General features: G+C 68.8%; 19 protein-coding genes. 11 read left to right on the forward strand and 8 right to left on the reverse strand.

All coding sequences use genetic code 11. The features are described from left to right. Positions 1–4: 4 nt before the first annotated feature. A complete protein-coding gene (locus AAFN86_RS06345) occupies positions 5–1,576 on the reverse strand; it encodes an ABC transporter substrate-binding protein (RefSeq protein ID WP_347542420.1) in 1,572 nt (523 codons plus the stop codon). Positions 1,577–2,005: 429 nt separating this feature from the next. Between AAFN86_RS06345 and AAFN86_RS06350 the strand changes: the two genes are divergently transcribed. The 9 genes from AAFN86_RS06350 (at position 2,006) to AAFN86_RS06390 (ending at position 9,520) form a co-directional block, all read left to right on the forward strand. Continuing rightward, positions 2,006–2,212, forward strand: coding sequence for a cold-shock protein (locus AAFN86_RS06350; protein ID WP_347542421.1), 207 nt, complete (start codon positions 2,006–2,008; stop codon positions 2,210–2,212). A 204-nt stretch (positions 2,213–2,416) separates the two neighbouring features. Then, the gene (locus AAFN86_RS06355) at positions 2,417–2,566 is read left to right on the forward strand and encodes a hypothetical protein (RefSeq protein ID WP_347542422.1); all 150 of its coding nucleotides are present in this window, start codon (positions 2,417–2,419) and stop codon (positions 2,564–2,566) included. A gap of 75 nt (positions 2,567–2,641) precedes the next feature. Continuing rightward, on the forward strand, positions 2,642–2,992 hold the full coding sequence (locus tag AAFN86_RS06360; RefSeq protein ID WP_347542423.1) for a hypothetical protein: 351 nt from the start codon (positions 2,642–2,644) through the stop codon (positions 2,990–2,992). 96 nt (positions 2,993–3,088) lie between these two features. Beyond that, complete coding sequence (locus AAFN86_RS06365; RefSeq protein ID WP_347542424.1) at positions 3,089–3,400, forward strand: HU family DNA-binding protein; 312 nt, start codon at positions 3,089–3,091, stop codon at positions 3,398–3,400. Positions 3,401–3,435: 35 nt separating this feature from the next. After that, the gene (locus AAFN86_RS06370; protein ID WP_347542425.1) at positions 3,436–3,675 is read left to right on the forward strand and encodes a hypothetical protein; all 240 of its coding nucleotides are present in this window, start codon (positions 3,436–3,438) and stop codon (positions 3,673–3,675) included. Between the two features lie 227 nt (positions 3,676–3,902). Next, positions 3,903–6,266, forward strand: a complete 2,364-nt coding sequence (locus tag AAFN86_RS06375; protein WP_347542426.1) for a DUF3141 domain-containing protein — start codon at positions 3,903–3,905, stop codon at positions 6,264–6,266. 40 nt (positions 6,267–6,306) lie between these two features. Beyond that, entirely contained in the window at positions 6,307–6,720 is a 414-nt protein-coding gene (locus AAFN86_RS06380) for a DUF1622 domain-containing protein (protein WP_347542427.1), read from the forward strand. Continuing rightward, entirely contained in the window at positions 6,717–8,507 is a 1,791-nt protein-coding gene (locus tag AAFN86_RS06385; RefSeq protein ID WP_347542428.1) for a SulP family inorganic anion transporter, read from the forward strand. Before AAFN86_RS06380 ends, AAFN86_RS06385 begins: the two co-directional genes overlap by 4 nt. Next, a complete protein-coding gene (locus tag AAFN86_RS06390; protein WP_347542429.1) occupies positions 8,507–9,520 on the forward strand; it encodes a hypothetical protein in 1,014 nt (337 codons plus the stop codon). Before AAFN86_RS06385 ends, AAFN86_RS06390 begins: the two co-directional genes overlap by 1 nt. A gap of 16 nt (positions 9,521–9,536) precedes the next feature. On the opposite strand, the gene AAFN86_RS06395 is transcribed toward AAFN86_RS06390, so the two are convergent. The 5 genes from AAFN86_RS06395 to AAFN86_RS06415 all read right to left on the reverse strand — a co-directional run bounded on the left by AAFN86_RS06395 (position 9,537) and on the right by AAFN86_RS06415 (position 15,094). Then, complete coding sequence (locus tag AAFN86_RS06395) at positions 9,537–10,757, reverse strand: M20/M25/M40 family metallo-hydrolase (RefSeq protein ID WP_347542431.1); 1,221 nt, start codon at positions 10,755–10,757, stop codon at positions 9,537–9,539. 95 nt (positions 10,758–10,852) lie between these two features. Continuing rightward, a complete protein-coding gene (locus tag AAFN86_RS06400) occupies positions 10,853–11,278 on the reverse strand; it encodes an STY0301 family protein (RefSeq protein WP_347542432.1) in 426 nt (141 codons plus the stop codon). A 122-nt stretch (positions 11,279–11,400) separates the two neighbouring features. Then, positions 11,401–12,450: an adenosine deaminase gene (gene add / locus AAFN86_RS06405; RefSeq protein ID WP_347542433.1), complete on the reverse strand. Its 1,050-nt coding sequence runs from the start codon at positions 12,448–12,450 to the stop codon at positions 11,401–11,403. Next, complete coding sequence (locus AAFN86_RS06410) at positions 12,450–14,084, reverse strand: gamma-glutamyltransferase (RefSeq protein ID WP_347542434.1); 1,635 nt, start codon at positions 14,082–14,084, stop codon at positions 12,450–12,452. The genes add and AAFN86_RS06410 overlap by 1 nt, the downstream gene beginning before the upstream one ends. Positions 14,085–14,086: 2 nt before the next feature. Further along, on the reverse strand, positions 14,087–15,094 hold the full coding sequence (locus tag AAFN86_RS06415) for an MBL fold metallo-hydrolase (protein ID WP_347542435.1): 1,008 nt from the start codon (positions 15,092–15,094) through the stop codon (positions 14,087–14,089). Between the two features lie 264 nt (positions 15,095–15,358). On the opposite strand from AAFN86_RS06415, the gene AAFN86_RS06420 reads away from it, so the two are divergent. Next, positions 15,359–16,543, forward strand: coding sequence for an efflux RND transporter periplasmic adaptor subunit (locus AAFN86_RS06420; RefSeq protein WP_347542436.1), 1,185 nt, complete (start codon positions 15,359–15,361; stop codon positions 16,541–16,543). 12 nt (positions 16,544–16,555) lie between these two features. Next, positions 16,556–19,639 carry an efflux RND transporter permease subunit gene (locus AAFN86_RS06425; protein WP_347542437.1) on the forward strand — a complete coding sequence of 1,028 codons (3,084 nt, stop codon included), beginning with the start codon at positions 16,556–16,558 and terminating at the stop codon, positions 19,637–19,639. Positions 19,640–19,774: 135 nt separating this feature from the next. On the opposite strand, the gene AAFN86_RS06430 is transcribed toward AAFN86_RS06425, so the two are convergent. Both AAFN86_RS06430 and AAFN86_RS06435 read right to left on the reverse strand, forming a co-directional pair. Further along, positions 19,775–19,954 carry a hypothetical protein gene (locus tag AAFN86_RS06430; protein ID WP_347542438.1) on the reverse strand — a complete coding sequence of 60 codons (180 nt, stop codon included), beginning with the start codon at positions 19,952–19,954 and terminating at the stop codon, positions 19,775–19,777. 17 nt (positions 19,955–19,971) lie between these two features. Further along, complete coding sequence (locus AAFN86_RS06435) at positions 19,972–20,355, reverse strand: hypothetical protein (protein WP_347542440.1); 384 nt, start codon at positions 20,353–20,355, stop codon at positions 19,972–19,974. Positions 20,356–20,379 lie beyond the last annotated feature (24 nt).

The following is a 20,379-nucleotide window of genomic DNA, read 5'->3' on the forward strand; positions in this document are numbered from 1 at the left end:
GCGTTCAACGCTTCCCGACATTCCAGAACAGGGGGATCGCGGAGGGGATCAGGTTCTCGAGCTGCACGCGATGCACGGCCGGTTGCGCGAACTGGCCCCAGGGGATGCCCATGCCTTCACGATAGATGATCTGCTGCATCCGCGCCGCGATCGCCTGGCGAGCTTCCAGCGTCGGTGCGGCGGCGAACTCGCCGAACAGCGGCGTCAGCTCCTCGACGCAATGGAATCCGCCGGTCAGCGCGCTGGTGCAGTTGAAGCCGACCACCGAATTGGTCAGCGGATTGTGCAGGTCGACGCCGAGGGCGTGCACGCCGAAGACGCTCCAGCCCTCGCGGCGCGTGCGCCGCGCGAGCACCGAGGCCCAGTCCATCACCTGCATGTCCACCGTGAAGCCCGCGCGGCGCAGCCGGTCGGCCAGGATCTCGGAGGAGATCTTCGCCGCCTCCAGATCGTTGGCGACCAGCACGATGACCGGCTCGCCGGCATAGCGTGTCTGCCGCAGCGCCGCGCGCGCCGCCTCGATGGACGGGCTGCGCATCGGTTCCGTCCCCGCATCGGATTCATAGGGCGAGCCGCAGATGAAGAAGGCATTGCAGGTGCGGGCGTAGCGGTCGGACAGGCCGAAGCCCGCCATCACCTCCGACTGGTCGACCAGGTGCAGCAGCACGCGCCGGACCGCCGGGTCGGAAAAGGGCCCCGAGGCCGCGTTCAGCCGGTAATGGCCGGTGAACTGGTCCAGCCCGGTGAAGTTCTGCAACCGCACGCGGCGGTCACGCTCCAACTGGCCGAGCAGGTCGAAGGGCGCATACTGGATGTAGTCGATCTCGCCGGCGCGCATCGCCGAGACTGCCGTCGCGCCATCGGGGATGACGCGGATGTCGAGCGCTTCGATGCGCGCGACCTTGCCGCCGGCCAGATGGTCGGACGGTTCGCTGCGCGGCACGTAGGCGGCGTTGCGCCGCAGCAGCATGCGGTCGCCGGTACGATGGTCGGCACGGCTGTAGGTGAAGGGGCCGGAGCCGATGATCTCGGTGATGCGCTCGGTGCCCGGGGTACGGGCGAGGCGTTCCGGCATCATGAAGGGGGCGGGGGAGGAGGTTGTACCGAGCGTATCGAGCACCAGCCCATAGGGCTGCTTCAGCGTCAGGGTGAAGCTGCGCGGGCCGGTCGCCTCGATGGTCGCGGTCGCGGCGAGCAGTCGGCTGCCGATCGCGCTGCGGCCGCCCCAGCGCCGGATGGACGCCACGCAATCCGCGGCCGTGACCGGCGTGCCGTCATGCCAGGTCAGTCCCTCGCGCAGGGTGAAGGTCCAGGTCAGCCCGTCAGGAGAGGTGGTCCAGTCCTGGACCATCTGCGGCTGCACCCGCCCCTGGCCGTCCATGGCGAACAGCGTGTCGAACACCATGTAGCCGAAGGTGCGGGTGATATAGGCCGGTGTGAAATGCGGATCGAGGGTGACGATCTCCGCCTCCAGCACGGCGGTCAGGGTCTGGGCGCGCGGTGCCGACGACGGCGGCAGCCAGAACGATCCGAGCAGCAGCAAGGCGAGGAGTGCGCGCAAGGGCCGGTGCGACATGTCGAACTCCATCGAGGCGGGAAGGTCAGGAGAGGTGACCTGACGAAAGGACATTCCGTCAATGGTGGCAGATGAGATTGCGGTGACCTTGAACCAGCGGCCCTACCGAGATTCGGGACCGCACAACGCGACTCCGCCGGACCGTCAAGTCGCCAATGCGACATCGCATGGCGCGCAATTCAGGTCGCCGTATGGCGGCGCCGGCGTTCGAGGTCGGCACAGGCTCCAGCGGTCCATGACATGGGCGGTCGGTCCCGACCCCTTGCAATCGCCACCCAGGCGCCCACTTATGCCTCGTCAGCCTTGTTTGGTTCGGCCTGCTCTCCAAGCTCGTGATCGAGCACCGAGCCCGCTGCCCGCTCCCTGCATCAGTTTGATCCGCCATGCGGTTTCGCGTGGCGGCACATTTTGTTTGATCGGAATACTTCCATGTCCAATGGCACCATCAAGTGGTTCAACGCGACCAAGGGCTTTGGCTTCATCCAGCCGGAAGACGGCACCAATGACGTGTTCGTCCACATCTCCGACGTCGAGCGCGCCGGCATCTCCGCGCTGCGCGAAGGGGACAAGATCTCCTACGACGTGCAGCGCGGCCAGCAGGGCAAGATGTCGGCCTGCAACCTGAAGCTCGCCTGAACGATCGCCTGCAACGGGTGGGCGCCTCGGTGCCCGCCCGTCTCGCGCCCGGGCCCTGCGGGGCCCGCTGAGCGCCTGATCGACAAACGGGCCATGCGCCACCCGGCGCGGCTCCGGTCCCGATCGCACAACCTTCCACCACACGCCCAGACTTCAAGGATACTGGCGGACCGTCCCGATGGACGCGCCCCGCTGGCAATGCACATGCACACTCTGCTCAATCACGATGCCCCGCGCGGGTATCAGACCCCCGTCAATCCACAGGACCCCGCCCATGATGCGGCGTCCGCGCCGAAGCCCACCGGCCTGTCCCAGGCCGAGTTGCGCCGGATCATCCTCGACCTGATCGGGTGATCGCCACGCGGCATGGCAAGGCCATGCCATTGCGGCGAATGGAACAATATCAGAACATGTGCGTTAAACGCATGAATGAGGATCACGACCATGGCAGGCGGGCGGCGGGCGCCGATGCGTCCACTCGATGCGGCGCTGCTGCGCCTGCAGGCCATGGCCGCCCGCGGCGTCCAGCCCGGGCGCATGGCGCGCGAGGTCGACGTCATCGTGGCCGAATGGCTCGCGATGGCGGATGCCGACACCGCCGAGGTCGGGACCCGACTCGATGAATTGCGCGAACAGCTCGCCGCCGGGGTGGTCGATGCCGAGGAGCAGGTCTCCTATGTCGATCCTGACGAAGCCGGTGCGGTGAAACAGGCCGCGATCACCCTGGCGGCGCTGGTCGCGACCCGCGACGCGGTGGCGCAGGCGCGTGACGCGCTGTAGCGGCGCTTCCCGCGCATGTCCGAATCCGCTTACGGGCGCTGACAAGTTTCGCGCGCTCCGCTATGCGGTGATCTCTGCAATGTGGAGATCCTGTCCGTGTCAAAGAAGTTCCTGACAGACGTCATCGCCGGCGCCACCGAACTGTCCGGCGTCGCATCGGCCAAGCTGGCCGGCGACATCATCGAGGCCATCAAGACCGAGATCGTGCAGAGCGGGCGTTTCACCATTCCCGATTTCGGCGCCTTCACCGTGCGCGAGACGCCCAAGCGGACCGGCCTGAACCCCAAGACCGGCGAGAAGGTCCAGATCAAGGCCGGCGCCACGGTGCGCTTCAAGGCCAGCCCCTCGCTGAAGACCGCCGCGCTGGGCGGCGTCAAGAAGGCCAAGCGCAAGGCCTCGAAGGGCTGAGGCGCAACACGACGCAGGCGAGGGAGCCAAGCCCCATGGAACCTGTCCTGACGCCACTGCTGTGCCGCGAGGCTCGGGCCTTGCTCGATCTCGACACGGCGGAAGTCGCCTTCGTCGCGCGCATACCGGTGGCGCTGCTGGAAACCTTCGAAGCGGGCCACGCGATGCCGCCGACGACGGTCCTCGCCACGCTGCGGCGGATCTTCGAACGCGGCGGCGTGGCCTTCACGCCTGAGCGCAGCAAGCGCGGAGTCGAACTGCGCGCGTGCGCGTGACGCGCTGACCCCGGCGGGCCCGCCTGGGCAAGGCGGGCCGCCACGGGCCATTGGTGGCGGGCGCGGGCCGTGTCCCCGCCGCGCGGCATCCCGGGCGGGCAGGGCGCGTCATTCCTGCGGTCGCCGGGCAAATTGCTGGTATGATCAGAATCAAGCACGGCGACCGCTGGCCCTGCTAGTGGTGGCTTCACTGTCCAGGCACCCGCACGCGCCGCAGGAGAACCCCCATGACGCCCGATCCCGGCCTTCTACCCTGGGCGGCCTATGCCGTGGATGCCTGGCAGCGTTCGGTGATGTTCCTCGATGTTCTTCGGGAGCGCGGCAACGCGTTCCTCGAACGCGAGGACGACCCCATGCGCAATGTCCTCGACTTTGGTTTCGAGGTCGTGTTGGACGGGCGCCAACTGCCCCGGCCGGTGAATTACTGGATGGCGCGCGTCACCCCGCCCGCCGGCGCCCCGGCGACCGACCCGCTCAACCGCCCCTTCATCGTCATCGACCCGCGCGCCGGCCACGGCCCGGGCATCGGCGGCTTCAAGGCCGACAGTGAGATCGGCGTCGCCCTGGCCGCCGGCCATCCGTGCTATTTCGTCGGCTTCCGGCCCAAGCCGGAACCCGGCCAGACGATCGAGGATGTGGTCCGCGCCATCGTCGCCTTCACCGAGGAGGTCGGGCGCCGCCACAGGGATGCCGACGGCAAGCCGGTTGCGATCGGCAATTGCCAGGCCGGCTGGGCGCTGCTGATGGCCGCGGCCATCCGTCCCGACGCCTTCGGCCCGCTGATGGTCGCGGGCAGCCCGGTTTCCACCTGGGCAGGCGTGCCCGGCAAGGCGCCGATGCGCTACCTGGGCGGCCTGCTGGGCGGGTCGTGGATGACCGCCATGACCGGCGATCTCGGCGGCGGCATCTTCGATGGCGCCTGGCTGGTGACCAATTTCGAATCTGGAAATCCGGCCAATACCTACTGGACCAAGCAGTATGAGGTCTGGGCCGATGTGGACAGCGCCGCCGAGCGCTATCTCGGCTTCGAGACATGGTGGGGTGGCCATGTCGAACTGAACGCCGCCGAGATGCAGTTTATCGTCGATGCGCTGTTCATCGGCAACCGCCTGGCCACCGGCGAGCTCACCTTCTCCGATGGCACGCGCGTCGACCTGCGCGCCATCGCCTCGCCGATCATCGTGTTCTGCTCGGAAGGCGACGACATCACGCCGCCGGCGCAGGCGCTGTCCTGGATCACCGATCTGTACGGCAGCCTCGACGACCTTCGCACGCACGGGCAGACCATCGTCTATTCCGTCCATGCCAGCATCGGGCACCTGGGCATCTTCGTCTCGGGCGGTGTGGCACGGAAGGAGCACAACGAATTCGCGTCGAACATGGACATGATCGACGTGCTGCCGCCCGGACTCTACGAGGCGGTGCTGCACCCGGCCAAGGACCAGCCGGTGGACGCTCCTGCCCATGGCGACTGGCTTGCCACCTTCGAGGCGCGCGCACTGGCCGACCTCGCCGCCTATGGCGGCACCAGCGAGGAGGACGCGAAGCGCTTCGCGGCGATGCGCCGGCTGTCGGAGACGAATCTCGCCCTGTACCGCCAGCTTGCCCAGCCGGCGGTCCGCCAGCTGGCCACGCCGGCGATGACCATGGCCTCGGCGCAGCTGCATCCGGCGCGGCTGTCCTACACGCTGTTCTCGGACCGCAATCCCTGGATGGGCTGGGTCCGCTGGGCGGCCGACCTGGCACGCGCCGGCCGCGCGCCGGTGGCGCCCGACAATCCCGGCCGCGTCGCCGAACGCCAGGTCTCGGACGCCGTGACGCAGACGCTCCAGGCCTATGGCCGGCAGCGCGACGCGCTGACCGAGCGCTTCTTCCAGGAGTTCTATGCGGCGCCGATTGTCCAGGCGATGACGGGCGTGGCTGCCGCCAGCGCCCCGCCGCGGATGCTGCCGGCCGATTCCCCCGACCATCGGCACTTCGTGGCCATGGCCACCGAGCGGTTGCGCGCGGCGATGAGCGAGGGCGGGCTGCGCGAAGCCGTGTTGCGTGCCCTGCTGTGGATCCGCCTGCCCACCCATCAGGCCGATGAGCGCAGCTTCGGCGTGATCCGCCTCATCCGCCGGCACTTCGGCGTTCAGGCGCTGCCGCTGCCTGACTTCAAGCGCATTGTCCGGTACCAGTTCTTCATGCTGCTGATCGACGAGGCGCGTGCCATCGAGAGCCTGCCGGCGCTGCTCCCGGCGGATGCGGGTGCGCGCGCCGAGGGCTTCGCTCTGCTGCGCTCCGTCATCATTGCGGCGGGCGAGATGCCGGAGGAAGTGACCCGGCGCCTTGCGGCGATCGAGCGCATGTTCATCGGCGAGGACGCCGCCGCGGCTTCGGTCGAGGGCGCCGCCGCAACACCGATCGAGGGCGCAGCCGCAACACCGATCGAGGGTGCAGCCGCGCCACGGGTCGAGGACGACGCCGCGCCGCCGAGTGTGGCCGCCGCGGCCACACGGCTTCGCGCCGTCGCGCCGGCGGCCGAAGGCGACGGACCCGGCGGCCTGGACAAGCGCCGCATCCGTCCCGCCCCGAGACGGGCGCACTGACATGTTCGGCGTGCCGCGGCACGCGATGCGGGGCTGAGCGATGCATCTGGGTCCATTGCCCGAGGGTCTCGAAGCCGCGGTCAGCGTCGCGGCATCCTGGCTGAAGCTCGGCATCGAGGCCGTAAGCGTCCTCATCATCCTGGTGGCGATGATCGTTGCGCTGGTTCAGCTGGTCGGGCCGTTGGTCGGGATGCGGACGCGCAACGTGCGCATGGGCCTGGCACGCAGCCTGCTGCTCGCTCTCGAATTCCAGCTTGCGGCCGACATCGTCGGCACCGCGATCTCGCCGGACTGGGACCAGATCGGCAAGCTCGCCGCCGTCGCCGCGATCCGCACCTTCCTGAACTACTTCCTGCAGCGCGACCTGACCGCCGAAGCCGTCACGATGCCTGCGCCCACGCGGCGGCCGGGTGACGGCGAAGCAGCGGCGCGACAGGAGGTCCCCGGGGCATGAGCGCACCGCGTGGCCCGACTGGCGATGGCGCCCCCGCGCCGACCGACGATGCCACCGCCCCTGGCAGCCGGCCCACCGGGACGGGCGCCGCGAGTGCCATGCGGACAGGGCGGCTGCGCGCGCTGCTGCCACCCTTCGGCTGGGTCGCGGGCTACCAGCCTGCGTGGCTGAGGGCTGATCTTGTCGCTGGCATTACGCTGGCCGCCTATGCGGTGCCCGTCGCGCTCGCCTATGCGACGCTCGCAGGCTTGCCGCCGCAGGTCGGCGTCTATGGCTACATGCTGGGCGGGCTCGGCTATGCGCTGCTGGGCTCGTCCCGCCATCTCGCCATCGGACCGACATCGGCCATCTCGCTGATGGTCGCGGCCTCGGTCGGTGCGATGGCTGGCGGCGACGCCGCCCGTTACGCGTCGATCGCGAGCCTCGCCGCCTTCGCGGTCGCGATCCTGTGCATCCTCGCCTGGGCGCTGCGGCTCAGCGTGCTGGTCAAGTTGATCAGCGACAGCATCCTGGTCGGATTCAAGGCGGGCGCCGGCATCACCATCGCGATCACGCAGTTGCCGGCGCTGTTCGGGGTCGCGGGCGGTGGGTCGAATACCATCGAGCGGATCGTGACGATGGCCGGTCAGTTGCCCGACTTGAGAGTCGTCACGCTGGTCGTCGGGCTGGTCGCCCTTCTGCTGCTCGTCATGGGCGGCAAGGTCCTGCCGGGGCGGCCTGTCGCCCTTGGCGTGGTGCTGCTGTCGATCGTCGCCTCCGGGGTGCTGGGGCTCGCGGCACGGGGCGTGTCGGTGACCGGGCTGATCCCGTCTGGGCTACCGGAACTTGGGCTGCCATCGCTCCGGCTCACGGATGTGGAAGGCGTCTTTCCGCTCGCCGCCGGCTGCCTGCTGCTGGCCTATATCGAAGGCGTGTCAGCGGCGCGCGGTTTTGCCGAGAAGCACGGATACGCGTTGGATGCGCGCCAGGAATTCCTCGGCATCGGGGCGGCAAATCTTATGGCCGGGCTCGGCCATGGCTATCCGGTCGCCGGCGGCCTGTCGCAATCCGCAGTCGCCGAGAAGGCCGGGTCTCGCACGCCGTTGGCGCTGTGCTTTGCATCGGCGACGCTGGCGCTGTGCCTGCTGTTCCTGACCGGGCTGCTGGCCGACCTGCCCAAGGCGACGCTCGCCGCGGTGGTGCTGACGGCCGTGGCAGGCCTGATCGACATTCCCCAGCTGCGTCGCCTCTGGCGTGTCAGCCGATCCGATTTCGCGGCCGCCGCGGTGGCGCTGGCGGGCGTGCTGCTGCTCGGCATCCTGCAGGGGATCCTGTTGGCGGCGCTGGTATCCGTGCTGATCATGCTGTTGCGCGCCAGCCGGCCGCATGTCGCTTTCCTCGGGCGCATACCTGGCACTGCCCTGTACAGCGACAGCACGCGCCATCCGGACAACGAACCGATCCCGGGCGTGCTGGCATTCCGCCCGGACGGGGCGCTGATGTACGTGAACGTCGACAACGTGCTTGCCGCCGTGCTCGGGCGACTCGCGGACATGCCGCCGGGCTCGGTGCATCTCGTCGTTTGCGACCTCTCGGCCGCGCCGTCGCTTGATCTCGCCGCGGTCGGCATGCTGCGCAAGCTGCATGCGACCTTGGCGGCCAAGGGTATCCGGCTGGCCGTTGCGGGACCGCATGGCGATGTGCGCGACCTGCTGCGCCGCGACGGTTTCGCCGAACTGGTCGGCGGCATCGACCGCATGGATCGCTTCGACGCCGTCCTCGCCGCGCAGCCGAAGCCGGCGGGCTGATGGCGCGTCGGTCGATGCCGGCCTCACGAATGCGGGAAACGGCTATCGATTACATCTGGCATTGGCGGCCGAGGCGAAGGATTGTTTCGGCCATTTCCAGGAGTCCCGGCTGGCATCCCCATGCCGATGCCCGTCGATTACCCGATGCGTCAGGAGGCCACGCCAACATGCGCCTATCACGCCTGCTTCCCGCGGCCTTTGTTGCGGCATTGTTGATCGGCCCGGCCGCCAGGGCACAGGGCGCCGGCGAGGCCTCTGGCTGGAGCTTCCAGATCGGCGTCTACGCCTGGGCGCCGACGTTCAACACCACGCTCAACTACGCGCTGCCGACTGGCCGCGACGCGCAGGCGTCGGTCAAGGCGGATGCCGACAACTACCTGAGCGACCTGAACTTCGCCGCGATGATCGCGGCCGAGGCGCATTACGGCCGTTTTTCCATCATCACTGACCTGATGTATGTCGATCTCGGATCGAGCTCGAGCCGGGTGGATGCGGTCAACGCCGCCGTGCTGCCGTCGAATCCGATCTCCAGTACCGTGAATGTGAGCGGCGACAGTTCGCTCCAGGCGACGGTCTGGACGCTGGGCGGCGGCTATACGCTTGCCTCGGGGGACTGGGGCAATGTGGATGCGATCGCCGGCTTCCGCCTGCTCGCACTGGATGCGCGGACCAATTACGGGCTGAGCACCGACATCACCGGCCCGCGCGGCAACGGCGTCGTGATGTCGCGCAACGGCCGCCTGTCGGGCAGCGACAACATCTGGAACGGCATCGTCGGGCTGCGCGGGCGTATCCGGATCGGCGATTCCGGCTTCTTCGTGCCGTACTACGCCGATATTGGCACGGGCGATTCCAACATCACCTGGCAGGCCTTCAGCGGCATCGGCTACCAGAGCGGCTGGGCCGGGGTTGTCCTCGGCTACCGCGCGATGGCCTTCGACCAGGGCAGCAACGACCTGGTCAACAAGCTGACGATGCAGGGCGCCTTCCTGGCGGTGACCTTCACCTTCTGAAGGCGCCGTGAGGGGATCAGCCGATCCCCTCCATCCCCGCCAGCGCCAGGATGGCGGCGAGTGTCGTGCGCATGCCGCGCAGGCTCTCCTCGGGGGCGACGTCGAGCCATTCTTCCAGCGAATGCGCCCGCCCGCCGCGCCCGCCCGCACCCACCTTCAAGGCGGGGATGCCGAGGCTCATCGGCACATTCGCGTCGGTCGAGGAGAATTCGAAGCGCGGCGCATAGCCTTCCGCCGCGACGGCCGCCGCAGCGATGGCGCAGATCGGTGAACCTGCCGGCGTCTCACCAGCCGGGCGATCGCCGACGCGGGCGATCTCGGCGGTGATCACGCCGGCAGCGACGGAGCGGGCGGCATTTTCCGTCGCCACCGCCTCATCGACAATCTTCAGGAAGCGCTGGTCCAGCTTGTCGAGTTCCAGCGCGGAGGCGGAGCGCAGATCGACCTCGATCGTCACCGCATTGGCGATGGCGTTAATCGAGGTGCCGCCCGAGACAACAGACACGCAATGGGTTGTCGGCGGCGATTTCGGCACCTCGACGGCGGCGAGGCCGCGCGCTGCTTCCGCCATCGCATACATCGGGTTGACCAGGCCGAAGGCGGCATAGGAATGCCCGCCGGGGCCGCGGAAGGTCACGCGATACCGTCGAGACCCGACGCCGCCCGAGACGATGCGGTCCACATCCGGGCTGTCCACCGTCAGGAAGGCGCGGATGCGCGGGCGGTGGCGCGATGTCGCGAACAGGTGCCGCACGCCGCGCAGGTCGCCGAGCCCTTCTTCCCCGACATCGCCGACGAACAGCAGGTCCTGGCGCGTGCGGATGCCGGCCGCATCCAATGCGCGGATGAAGGCGAGGTTCACCGCCAGCGACCAGGTGTCGTCGCTCACCCCCGGGGCAAACAGCTTCGTCCCTTCGCGGCGCACGCGCACATCGGTGCCGGCGGGAAAGACGGTGTCGAGATGCGCGGCGACCACCAGCATGTCGCCATTGCCGAAGCCGCGGCGGATGCCCATGACGTTGCCGATCTCGTCCTGCTCCACCTCCTCGAGCCCATGGGCACGCAGCAGGTCGAGATAGGCGGCAGCGCGCTTTTCCTCGCCAAAGGGCGGGGAGGGGATCTCGGTCAGGGTGACGACATCGGCGACCGTGCGATCGTGGTCTGCGGCCAGCGTCTCGGCGGCCTTGGCGAAGCGGGCATCGGCGCGGATGGCGGCGATCGTCTCGGAAGCGTTCATGCGGCGGTATCCATCGGGGCTTCTGGTTGGCCCCGTCATAGGCGGCCAGGGCCGTCGCCGTAAGGGCCGACGACCCTGCCACCTGTCGGATTACGTCATGGGTAGGACAGGGTCACCGTGAAGCGGACATGGTCGTAGGTCACGCTGGCACGCGGTGGCAGCGGGCCGCGCACCTCGCGCACCAGGCTGAAGGCGGTGTTGGCGTAGATGCAGACCATGTGCACCGCGGCGAGCGAGGCAGGGAATTCGTAGTGCAGGCTCCAACTCGGTCCCGGGCCGCTGCCGGAGGTGGATGCGATGAAGGGTTCGGTCGGCGACGGGCCGTTCTGGAAGCGGATATCGGCGACGCGGCGATCGGTCGGCCTCGGTACGACCTGCCAGCCCTCGGGGGCGGCACCGGTGAATTGCTGGGCCACCTCGATCGTCGGCGGGCAGGCCGGGAATTGCGGTGACTGCGCCTGCGCCGCGCCGGACAGGCTGGTGACCGCGATCAGGGCGATCGCAATGGGGCTTTGGCGCATTCTTGGAACATCCTCCGGCACGCGCGGGGCCGTGGCGTTGATCGCCGTCCCGCCGATGCGCGACAGGGTCATTGAAACAGCGGTCCGAAGCAATGCGCGGTCCGCCGCACGCCAGCGTGATGTCAGCCGGCGCTGTGCATCGCCGCGCGCAGCGCGTCGTATTCGGCCACGAAGGTCTGGGCGAGCCCGCGCTTCTCGGCATCGGGGATGAAGGCGCCGAGGATGCCGTTCAGCATGAAGCCACGGAGGTCATCGAGGTCGAAGCCGAAATCCTCCACCATCATGGACCAGCAGCGTTGCGGATCGACGCGATGCAGCGGCGGGTCGTCGGTGTTCGGATGGATCAGCAGCCCCGCGGCCGGCATGCGGCGGATCGGATGGTCGAGCGCCCAGCGATCCGGATCGAGCGTCCGCAGATAGTAGGAATTGGTCGGCACCACCGTGAAGACGATGCCGCGATCGGCGCAGCGCCGCGCAAGCGCCGGATTGTCCAGCACGGTGTAGCCGTGGTCGATGCGCTCGACCTCCAGCAGGTCGATGGCGGTTTCGATGTTGCGCCAATGGCAGCCGAATTCGCCGGCATGGGCGGTCAGGCGGAAGCCGGCCTGCTTTGCCGCGCGGTAGGCCTTCCAGAAGGCCTCGGGCGGTCCGTCATTCTCGCGATAGTCGATGCCGAGCCCGATGATGCGATCGCGCCGATGCGCTTCCATCCAGCCGACCATCTCGGCGGCTTCCTCGGGTGTCGCCTCGCGGTCGATGGATGGGATCAGCAGCGCGGCGATGCCGTGGTCGTGTTTGGCGTCGTCGAAGGCGGCGAGAATGGCATCCGCGCCGGCCGCATAGGGAATGCCGGAATCGCGTGCCGTGCCGGTCGGATTCCAGAAGATCTCGGCATGGCGGACGCCCTGCGATGCGGCGTCTTCCAGGTATTCATAGGCGATGCGGTGCAGATCCTCCGGCCCGCGCAGGATGCGCTGTTCCAGCGCGCGCAGGATGTGCAGGACGCCCTTGGGCTTGGCATCGCGCCGCGCCAACTCGGCGACCTCCTCGGCCGAGAAGCCTGCACCCTGGCGCCCCGCCATCTCGGCCAGCGTGTCAAGTCGGATGGCGCCCAGCAGGTGGACATGCAGTTCCACCTTCGGGATCGCCCGGCAGAACGCCGCCAAATCCATCAGGCGATCCCCGCCGGATAGCCGTCGCGCTGCGGATCGGCCGCGCCTTCCAGCGCGCCATCCCAGAAGGCGATGCCGTGCACGCCGGCGAAGGCATAGGTCGTCGGCACGCGCTTCACGCGATAGCCATCGGCCGCCAGCGCCGCTTCCGTCGCGCGCGGGATGCGCAGCGACAGGTCGAGCGTGGCACTCGTCGCGCTCACGCGCGGTGCCAGCACGGCCTCCTGGATACCCATGCCGAAATCCAGCAGGTTCACCAGCACCTGCGCCAGCGCCACGCCAATCCAAGCGCCGCCCGGTGCGCCCAGCGTCGCAACAGGTGTCGTACCCTCCATCACGATCAGCGGCGACATGGATGAATACCGCCGCTTGCCTGGTGCGTAGGAAGTCGGCCGCCCGGGGCGTGGATCGTACCAGTTCATCGCGCCGTTCAGCATGAAGCCCATGCCCGGCACCACCACGCCAGACGGCACGCCGAGCGTATGCGTGACCGACACCACCAGCCCATCGGCATCGACGCAGGAGATGGTGGTCGTGCCCTTCGATTCCGCACCGACGCGCGTCAGGTCCGCGCGTTCCCCACGACGGATGCGTTCGGCGGCGTCGGCGGTGTGCGTATCGCCGAGCAGCATGTCGAGCGGCACCGGGACGAAGTCCGGATCGCCGACATGGGTGTCCTTGTCGATGCCGGCGATCTTCATCGCCTCGGCCAGCACGGCGATCATCGCCGCGCTGTTGTGACCCATCGACGGCAGGTCGAAATGTTCGAGGATACGTAGCACCTCGCCCACGAAGATACCGCCGGCGGGCGGCGGTGGCAGGATAAGCATACGGCCGCGATAGGGCACGCGCAGCGGCGCGGCGCGACGCGACCGCACAGCAGCGAGGTCGTCTTCGGTGATCAACCCGCCATGGGCTGCCATATCTGCGGCGATACGGCGGGCAATCTCGCCGGTGTAGAAGGCATCCGCGCCGTCGCGCGCGATCGTGCCCAGCGTCTCGGCCAGTTCCGCATTCACCACGCGATCGCCCGGCCGCTTCGGCGTGCCGTCCGCGCGCAGGTACAGCCGTGCGCCATCCTTGGTCAGCTTCAGCTTCTCGGCGGTGTTGACGCGGCCATAGGCGGTCTCATCCATCGCCATCATGGTGTGGACATGCGGGCGCACCATCCAGCCATCGCGCGCGCAGCCGATCGCGCCGTCGAACAGGCTGGCCCAGGGCATCCTGCCGAATGCCGCATGCGCATCGGCGAAAGTCCGCAGGATGGATGGGACGGTCACCGCCGTGCGCCCCATCTCATTCACCGCGCCGCGCAGCACGAAGCCATAGCCGTCAGAGCATTCACGCTCGAACAGGTTGGACCACATCTGCGCATGCGCGCCGGCCGGGCAGGGGGACAGGCCGTCGAAGACGACCTGCGTGCCGGTCTTCGGGTCGTGGATGGTCAGCACGCCGAGGCCACCGATGCCGCACATCATCGGATCGACCACGCCCTGGGTGAAGGCGCAGGCGAGCGTCGCGTCGATCGCGTTGCCGCCGGCGGCGAGCACGGCGGCACCCGCCTCCACCGCCTCGGGCTGCGGGGCGACGATCATCGCGCGCGGCGTCGGGATGCGGCGTGCCGGACGTGCCATGGTCAGATCCTTGCCCAGGAAATCACGCCGTCGGCGTCGGGCAGTCTTTCGACGCGGCCCATCGCTTCCAGGCGGCGCAGATGTGCGAGCGTCTCCCCCAGCCCGAAGCCGAGGCTGCGGTTGTCGAGCGGCCGACGGAACAACGCCGGCAGCAAGGCATGTGTCGTCTGCGGTTCCCGGCAGGCCTCCTCCAGCGCGCCGAGCCGATCGGCGTGATGTGCCGCCAGCGCGTCGAGCCGCCTGTGCAGCAGGGTGAAGGGTTCGCCATGGGACGGCAGCACCAGCGTGTCGTCCGGCAGCACGCGGAAGCGTTCCAGCGTGGCGAGGAAGGCCCCCAGCGGATCGGCCATCGGTTCCCCCGCATGCAGTCCGATATAGGGCGTGATGCGCGGCAGGATCTGGTCGGCGGCGATGAGCACCTTGGCCTCGGCGCAGAACAGGCAGGCCATGTCGGGCGCATGGCCCTGGCCCGTCATCACCCGCCATTCCCGCCCGCCGATCACCAGGGTGTCGCCATCGGCGATGGCGCGGAAGGCACGCGGCAGCGGGGCCACCGACACCTGGTACAGCGGCCCGCGCGCACGCTGGAAGGCGCCGTATTCGGCCGGCGCGCCGGAGATGCGGGCGAATTCGACCTGGTGCTCGATCATCTCGGCACCGGTGTCGAACCATAGCGACCGCGCCTGCAGCCACTCGATCCGCGTCATCATGGGCGTCAGGCGGTGTTCCGCCGCCAGCCAGCCCATCAGCCCGGCATGGTCAGGATGGAAATGGGTGATCAGCAAGCCGGTCAGCGGCCGGTTGCCGAAGGCCTCTCCGGCGATGGCGGTGCGCCAGTGGCCGCGGGTGTCGTCATTGTTGATGCCGGCATCGATGGCGAGCCACCCCTCGCCGTCCTCCAGCAGCCAGACATTAACGTTGCTGGGCGGGAAGGGCAGGGGGAAGCGCATCCAGCGCAGGCCCGGGATGATGGTCCGGGCCTCGCCGGGCGGGGGGATGTCAATGTGCATGTCGGGCGCAGCGTGGCGCGGGTGGGCCACGCGCTCAATCCCCCGCCGTGGCATGGCTGCCGCCATCCCGGCAAGGTGGAGCGTGGAGGAAGCAGCACGGAATGTACGCCAGGGTTGCATTGCATGACGTTTCGGTCATGCGAACAGCGCGCCGATACAAATTGGAGGGTTTCGACACAATTCTGAGAGAATGATCGGTATTCGGCCCCTTGTTCGTCGCATGTTGCAGTGCGCCAATGGACGGTGGCCGGCTGGGGACATGCGATGACGCGATCGGGGCGACTATTTCTTCTTGTGGTGGTCGCGGCGGGCGGCGTGGGCGGCTGGTACTGGTACCAGCAGCGCGCGCCCATGGCCGCGGCCGCGCCGCAGCAGGCCCGCCCCGCCGGACCCTTGGCAGTTGCCGTCACCACCGAACCGGCGATCCGCGGTCCCTTGCCGATCGAGATCACCTCGAACGGCCTGGTGGTGCCCGAAGCGGTGGTCACCGTCCGTCCCCGCGTCGATGGCCAGATCGAACGTGTGCTGGTCGAGGAAGGCCAGACCGTCAACCAGGGCGACCCGCTGTTCATCCTCGATTCCCGGCTGAACCAGGCGATCCTGGCGCAGCAGGAGGCACAGCTTGCCCGCGACCGCGCCCTGCTCACTCGCACCCAATCCGATCTCGTGCGGTACCAATCCCTGCGCGGGGAAGGCTACACCGCCCAGCAGCGCTTCGAGCAGGCCCAGGCCGATGCGGCCTCCGCCCAGGCGGTGGTCCGCGCGGATGAGGCGCTGATCAGCCAGACCCGCCTTGCCATCGAATTCGCCTCGGTCCGCGCCGAAATGTCCGGCCGGCTCGGCGCGCTGCCGCTGCGTCCCGGCAATTTCGTCCGCCAGGCCGAAAGCGCGGGCATGGCGACCATCACGCGGGTCGATCCAATCCTGGTGCAATTCTCGGTGCCCGAGCGTTGGCTCGGCGAGATCCGCGCCGCCATGGCCGCGGGCGGTGAAGGTCCGCTGGTGCGCGTCGTGCCGGGCGATTCGAACGAGCCGCCGACCGAAGGACGCCTGGTTTTCGTGGACAGCACGGTCGATACCCAGACAGGCACGATCATGCTCAAGGCGCGCTTCGCCAATGCCGACCTGCGGCTGTGGCCCGGCCAGTACGTCCGGGTCACGCTAATCCCGCGCATCGAACCCGACGCGCTCTCGGTTCCCGCCGCGGCCCTGCAGGTCGGACAGGAAGGCCGCTTCGTCTTCCTGCTCAAGGACGGCCAGGCGCGACGGCAGGCGGTGGAACTGGTGCGGGTGAATGGCGGCCGTGCCGTGCTGCGCGGGGATTTGCGCGACGGCGACCGCGTCATCGTCGATGGCGCGCAGCGCGTGGCCAACGGCATGCGGGTCGTCGAACGCGGCCGCACCGAACCCGGCACGCCACAGCGCGTGTCCCAGGCAGCGCCGCGGTAGGGCCGGGTCGCGATGAACATCTCCGAGCTCTGCATCCGCCGCCCCGTGATGACGGGGTTGCTGGCCGCCGCGGCGATCATCGCCGGCGTGGTCGGCTATCTCAGGTTGCCGGTCGCGGCGGTGCCGCGCGTCGATTTCCCGGTCATCACCGTCTTCGCCAACCTGCCCGGCGCCAGCCCGGAGACGATGGCGACCTCGGTCGCCCTGCCACTGGAACGCGAATTCTCGACCATCGCCGGGATCGACCAGATCTCCTCGGTGAACGGGCAGGACACGACGCAGATCACCCTGCAATTCGTGCTGAACCGCAACATCGACGCCGCCGCGCAGGACGTGCAGGCGGCGCTGACGCGCGCCCAGCGGCGCCTGCCGACCGAGATGACGACGCCGCCTTCCTACCGGAAGGTGAACCCGGCCGATGCGCCGGTGCTGTTGCTGACGCTCGAGACCAATGGCGACGTGCCGCTGTATCGGCTGAACGACATCTCCAGCACCATCATCGGGCCTGCCTTGTCGCGCGTGCCGGGCGTCGCGCAGGTGCAGGTCTTCGGCGAGCAGCTCTATTCCGTGCGCGTGCGGCTCGACCCCGACCGCATCGCGGCCATGGGCCTGGGTTTCGACCAGGTGCAGCAATCGGTGATCGCGGCCAATTCCAACACCCCGGTCGGACTGTTGCAGGGGCAGCAGCAGCAGCTGTCGCTGCGCGCCAACGACCAGCCGCAGGATGCCGAGGCCTTCGGGCGGCTCGTCGTCGGTGGTCGATCCAATGTGCCGGTACGGTTGCAGGACATCGCCCGGGTTGAGGACGGCGTGCAGAACCAGCGCGTCGGGTCCTGGCGTGATGGGCGCCGAGCACTGGTGCTCGCCGTGATGCGCCAGCCGGATGCCAATACCGTGGATGTCGTCGATGGCGTGCGCGAGGCATTGCCCGCGCTGCGCGCCGCCTTGCCGCCCGGCGGCGAGATCGGCGTCATGCTCGACCGCTCCGCTTCGATCCGCGCCGCGGTGCACGACGTGCAGGAAAGCCTGCTGATCGCCATCGGCCTTGTGGTCCTGGTCTGCTTCCTGTTCCTCCGCCGCATCAGCGCGACGATGATCCCGACCGTCGCCGTACCGATCAGCCTGTGTGTCACCTTCGGGCTGATGTACGCACTCGGCTACGGTATCGACAACGTCACCCTGCTTGGACTGACCATCGCGGTCGGGCTGGTGGTGGACGACGCCATCGTCGTGCTGGAAGCCGCCGTGCGGCACATGGAAAACGGCATCGCGCCGATGCAGGCGGCGATCCGCGGGGCGAAGGAGATCGGCTTCACCGTCATCTCCATCACCCTGTCGCTGATCGCCGTCTTCCTGCCGATCCTGCTGATGGGCGGCGTCGTCGGGCGCGTCTTCAACGCCTTCGCGGCGACCGTCTCGCTCGCCGTCGTCGCCTCCTGCGTGGTGTCGCTGACGGTGACACCGCTGATGGCGTCCCGCCTGCCGGCGCATCCCAAGCCGTCGCGCCTGGATGCCTTCCTCGAGAAGGGCTTCGTGGCGGTCGAACACGCCTATGGGCGTGCGCTGGACATGGCGCTGCGCTGGCGTTCGGTGGTGTGGCTCGCCTTCGCCGCCTCGCTGGTCGCGGCCGGCTGGCTGGCGGTGACCATTCCCAAGGGCTTCTTTCCGGTCGAGGACACCGGCCTGCTGACGATCAGCACCGAAGGCCCGCGTGGCGCCTCGATCGACGCCATGGCCGAGATGCAGAACCGCGCGGCGGAGATCCTCCAGCGCTCGCCCTTTGTCGTTTCGGTGGTATCGAATATCGGCGCGGTTGGTGGTTCCGCCTCGATCAACCAGGGGCGGCTGTTCGTCGAGTTGAAGCCGCTCGGCGAACGCCCGCCGATGGAGCAGGTGGTGCAGCAGCTCCGCCGGCAACTCGGCGGCATTCCGGGGCTGCGGGTCTTCGTCAACCCGATCCAGAACATCAGCTTCGGCGCGCGCCAGTCGCGCACGCTGTACCTCTACACGCTGCAGGGCCTGCGGCTGGACGAGCTGTATGACTGGGCCCAGCGCATCGAACGCCGCCTGCAAGGCGTGCCCGAACTGCAGGACGTCAACACCGACCTGCAGCTCGACAGCCCGGTGGTGCAGGTGACGGTCGATCGCGATCGCGCCGTCCTTCTCGGCGTCAGCCAGGACCAGGTGCGCCAGGCGCTCTATTCCGCCTTCGGTAGCAGGCAGATCTCGACCATCTTCGGCCAGGCCAATGCCTATCCGGTGATCCTGGAAGCCCTGCCCGAGGACCAGCGCGACGAGACCGGCCTCGCCAAGCTGTACCTGCGGTCCAATACCGGGCGGCTGGTGCCGCTCTCCGCCGTGTCGCGGCTCGATCGCGGCTCGGGGCCGCTGACGGTCGGGCACCAGGGGCAGCTGCCAGCGGTGACCATCGGCTTCAACACCGCGCCCGGCGTGGCCCTGGGACAAGCCGTCGCGGCCATCCAGGCGGTCGAGCAGGAACTCGGCATCCCACCCACCATCGTCACCGGCTACACCGGCACCGCGCAGATCTTCCAGCAGGCGCTGGCCGGGCAGGGGATGCTGGTGATCGCCGCCGTGCTCATCATGTATCTCGTGCTCGGCGTGCTCTACGAAAGCCTGATCCATCCCCTGACCATCCTGTCAGGCCTGCCGGCCGCCGCCCTCGGCGCCTTCGCGACGCTGCGGCTGTTCGGGCTCGACCTGTCGGTCATCGCGGTGATCGGCACACTGCTGCTGGTGGGGCTGGTCAAGAAGAACGCCATCATGATCGTCGACGTCGCGCTGACGCGACAACGCGCCGGCGTGCCCGTCTTCGACGCTGTCCGGGACGCCTGCCTGCTGCGCTTCCGGCCGATCATGATGACGACGCTCGCCGCCGGCGCAGGTGCATTGCCGATCGCCGCCGGCTGGGGCGCTGCGGCCGAACTGCGCCAGCCGCTCGGCCTCGCCGTGGTGGGCGGGCTGGTGGTCAGCCAGGCACTGACGCTGTTCGTGACGCCGGTGCTGTACCTCGCCTTCGACGGGCTGGCGCGGCGCTTCTCGGTTGGGCACGGGGTGCCGGCGGCGGCGGAGTGAGGGATGTCCCGGAGAAGGGCTTCGCCCCTCTCCGGACCTCACCCCACCAGGGGGCAACGGCCCCCTGGACCGCGATCGGTTGGAAGCTTCGGGAGGGGCGTTTTCGGGTGGGCGAAGGGGTGCGCGGCCGGCGGGTCAGTGCAGGTTGAAGCGGCTGTCCACAGGGACGCGGGTCTCGTCCGAGATGGTGAACCAGCCGAAAGGGTCCACCTGCATCACCTCCCCATCATAGACCACGCCATGGACCAGCGACTGGTCCCGGGTGCCGGTGGCGAATTGCTCGTCGCAGGCGGCGATCACCGTAGCATGGAACATCTGCGCGATCCGGCGCATCAACTGGTAACCGGCGCCCGAGGTGAAGTCCCGCAGCGATCCGGCCCTGACCCAGCCGGTGGCGAAGTCGCCAGCGCCATGCCCCGCCTGCCAGTGGCCCGATGCCACGAAGCAACCGAACAGCCGCACCCTGTGCCGATCTCCATGGAACTCGCATTGCCATGGGCGATGATAGTCAGCCCGCGCAACCCGGCATGGGCGAAGCGCGGTTCGGACAGGCGCGACAGCGCGCCCGTCGCGATGGCGGCGATCGCATCGCTGCGCAGGATCAGCACGCTGGCATCCGTGCGCGGGATGAAGCGTTCCCAGGCATCGGCCATCGGGGCGCGTTCGTCGATGAGGTAGAGTTCGGCCACGGGCCGCCATGCCTTCTGCCCGGCCACGGTCGCGCGGCATCCGCGGCGCGG

Source organism: Roseomonas sp. CAU 1739, assembly GCF_039839775.1.
Lineage (GTDB): Bacteria > Pseudomonadota > Alphaproteobacteria > Acetobacterales > Acetobacteraceae > Neoroseomonas.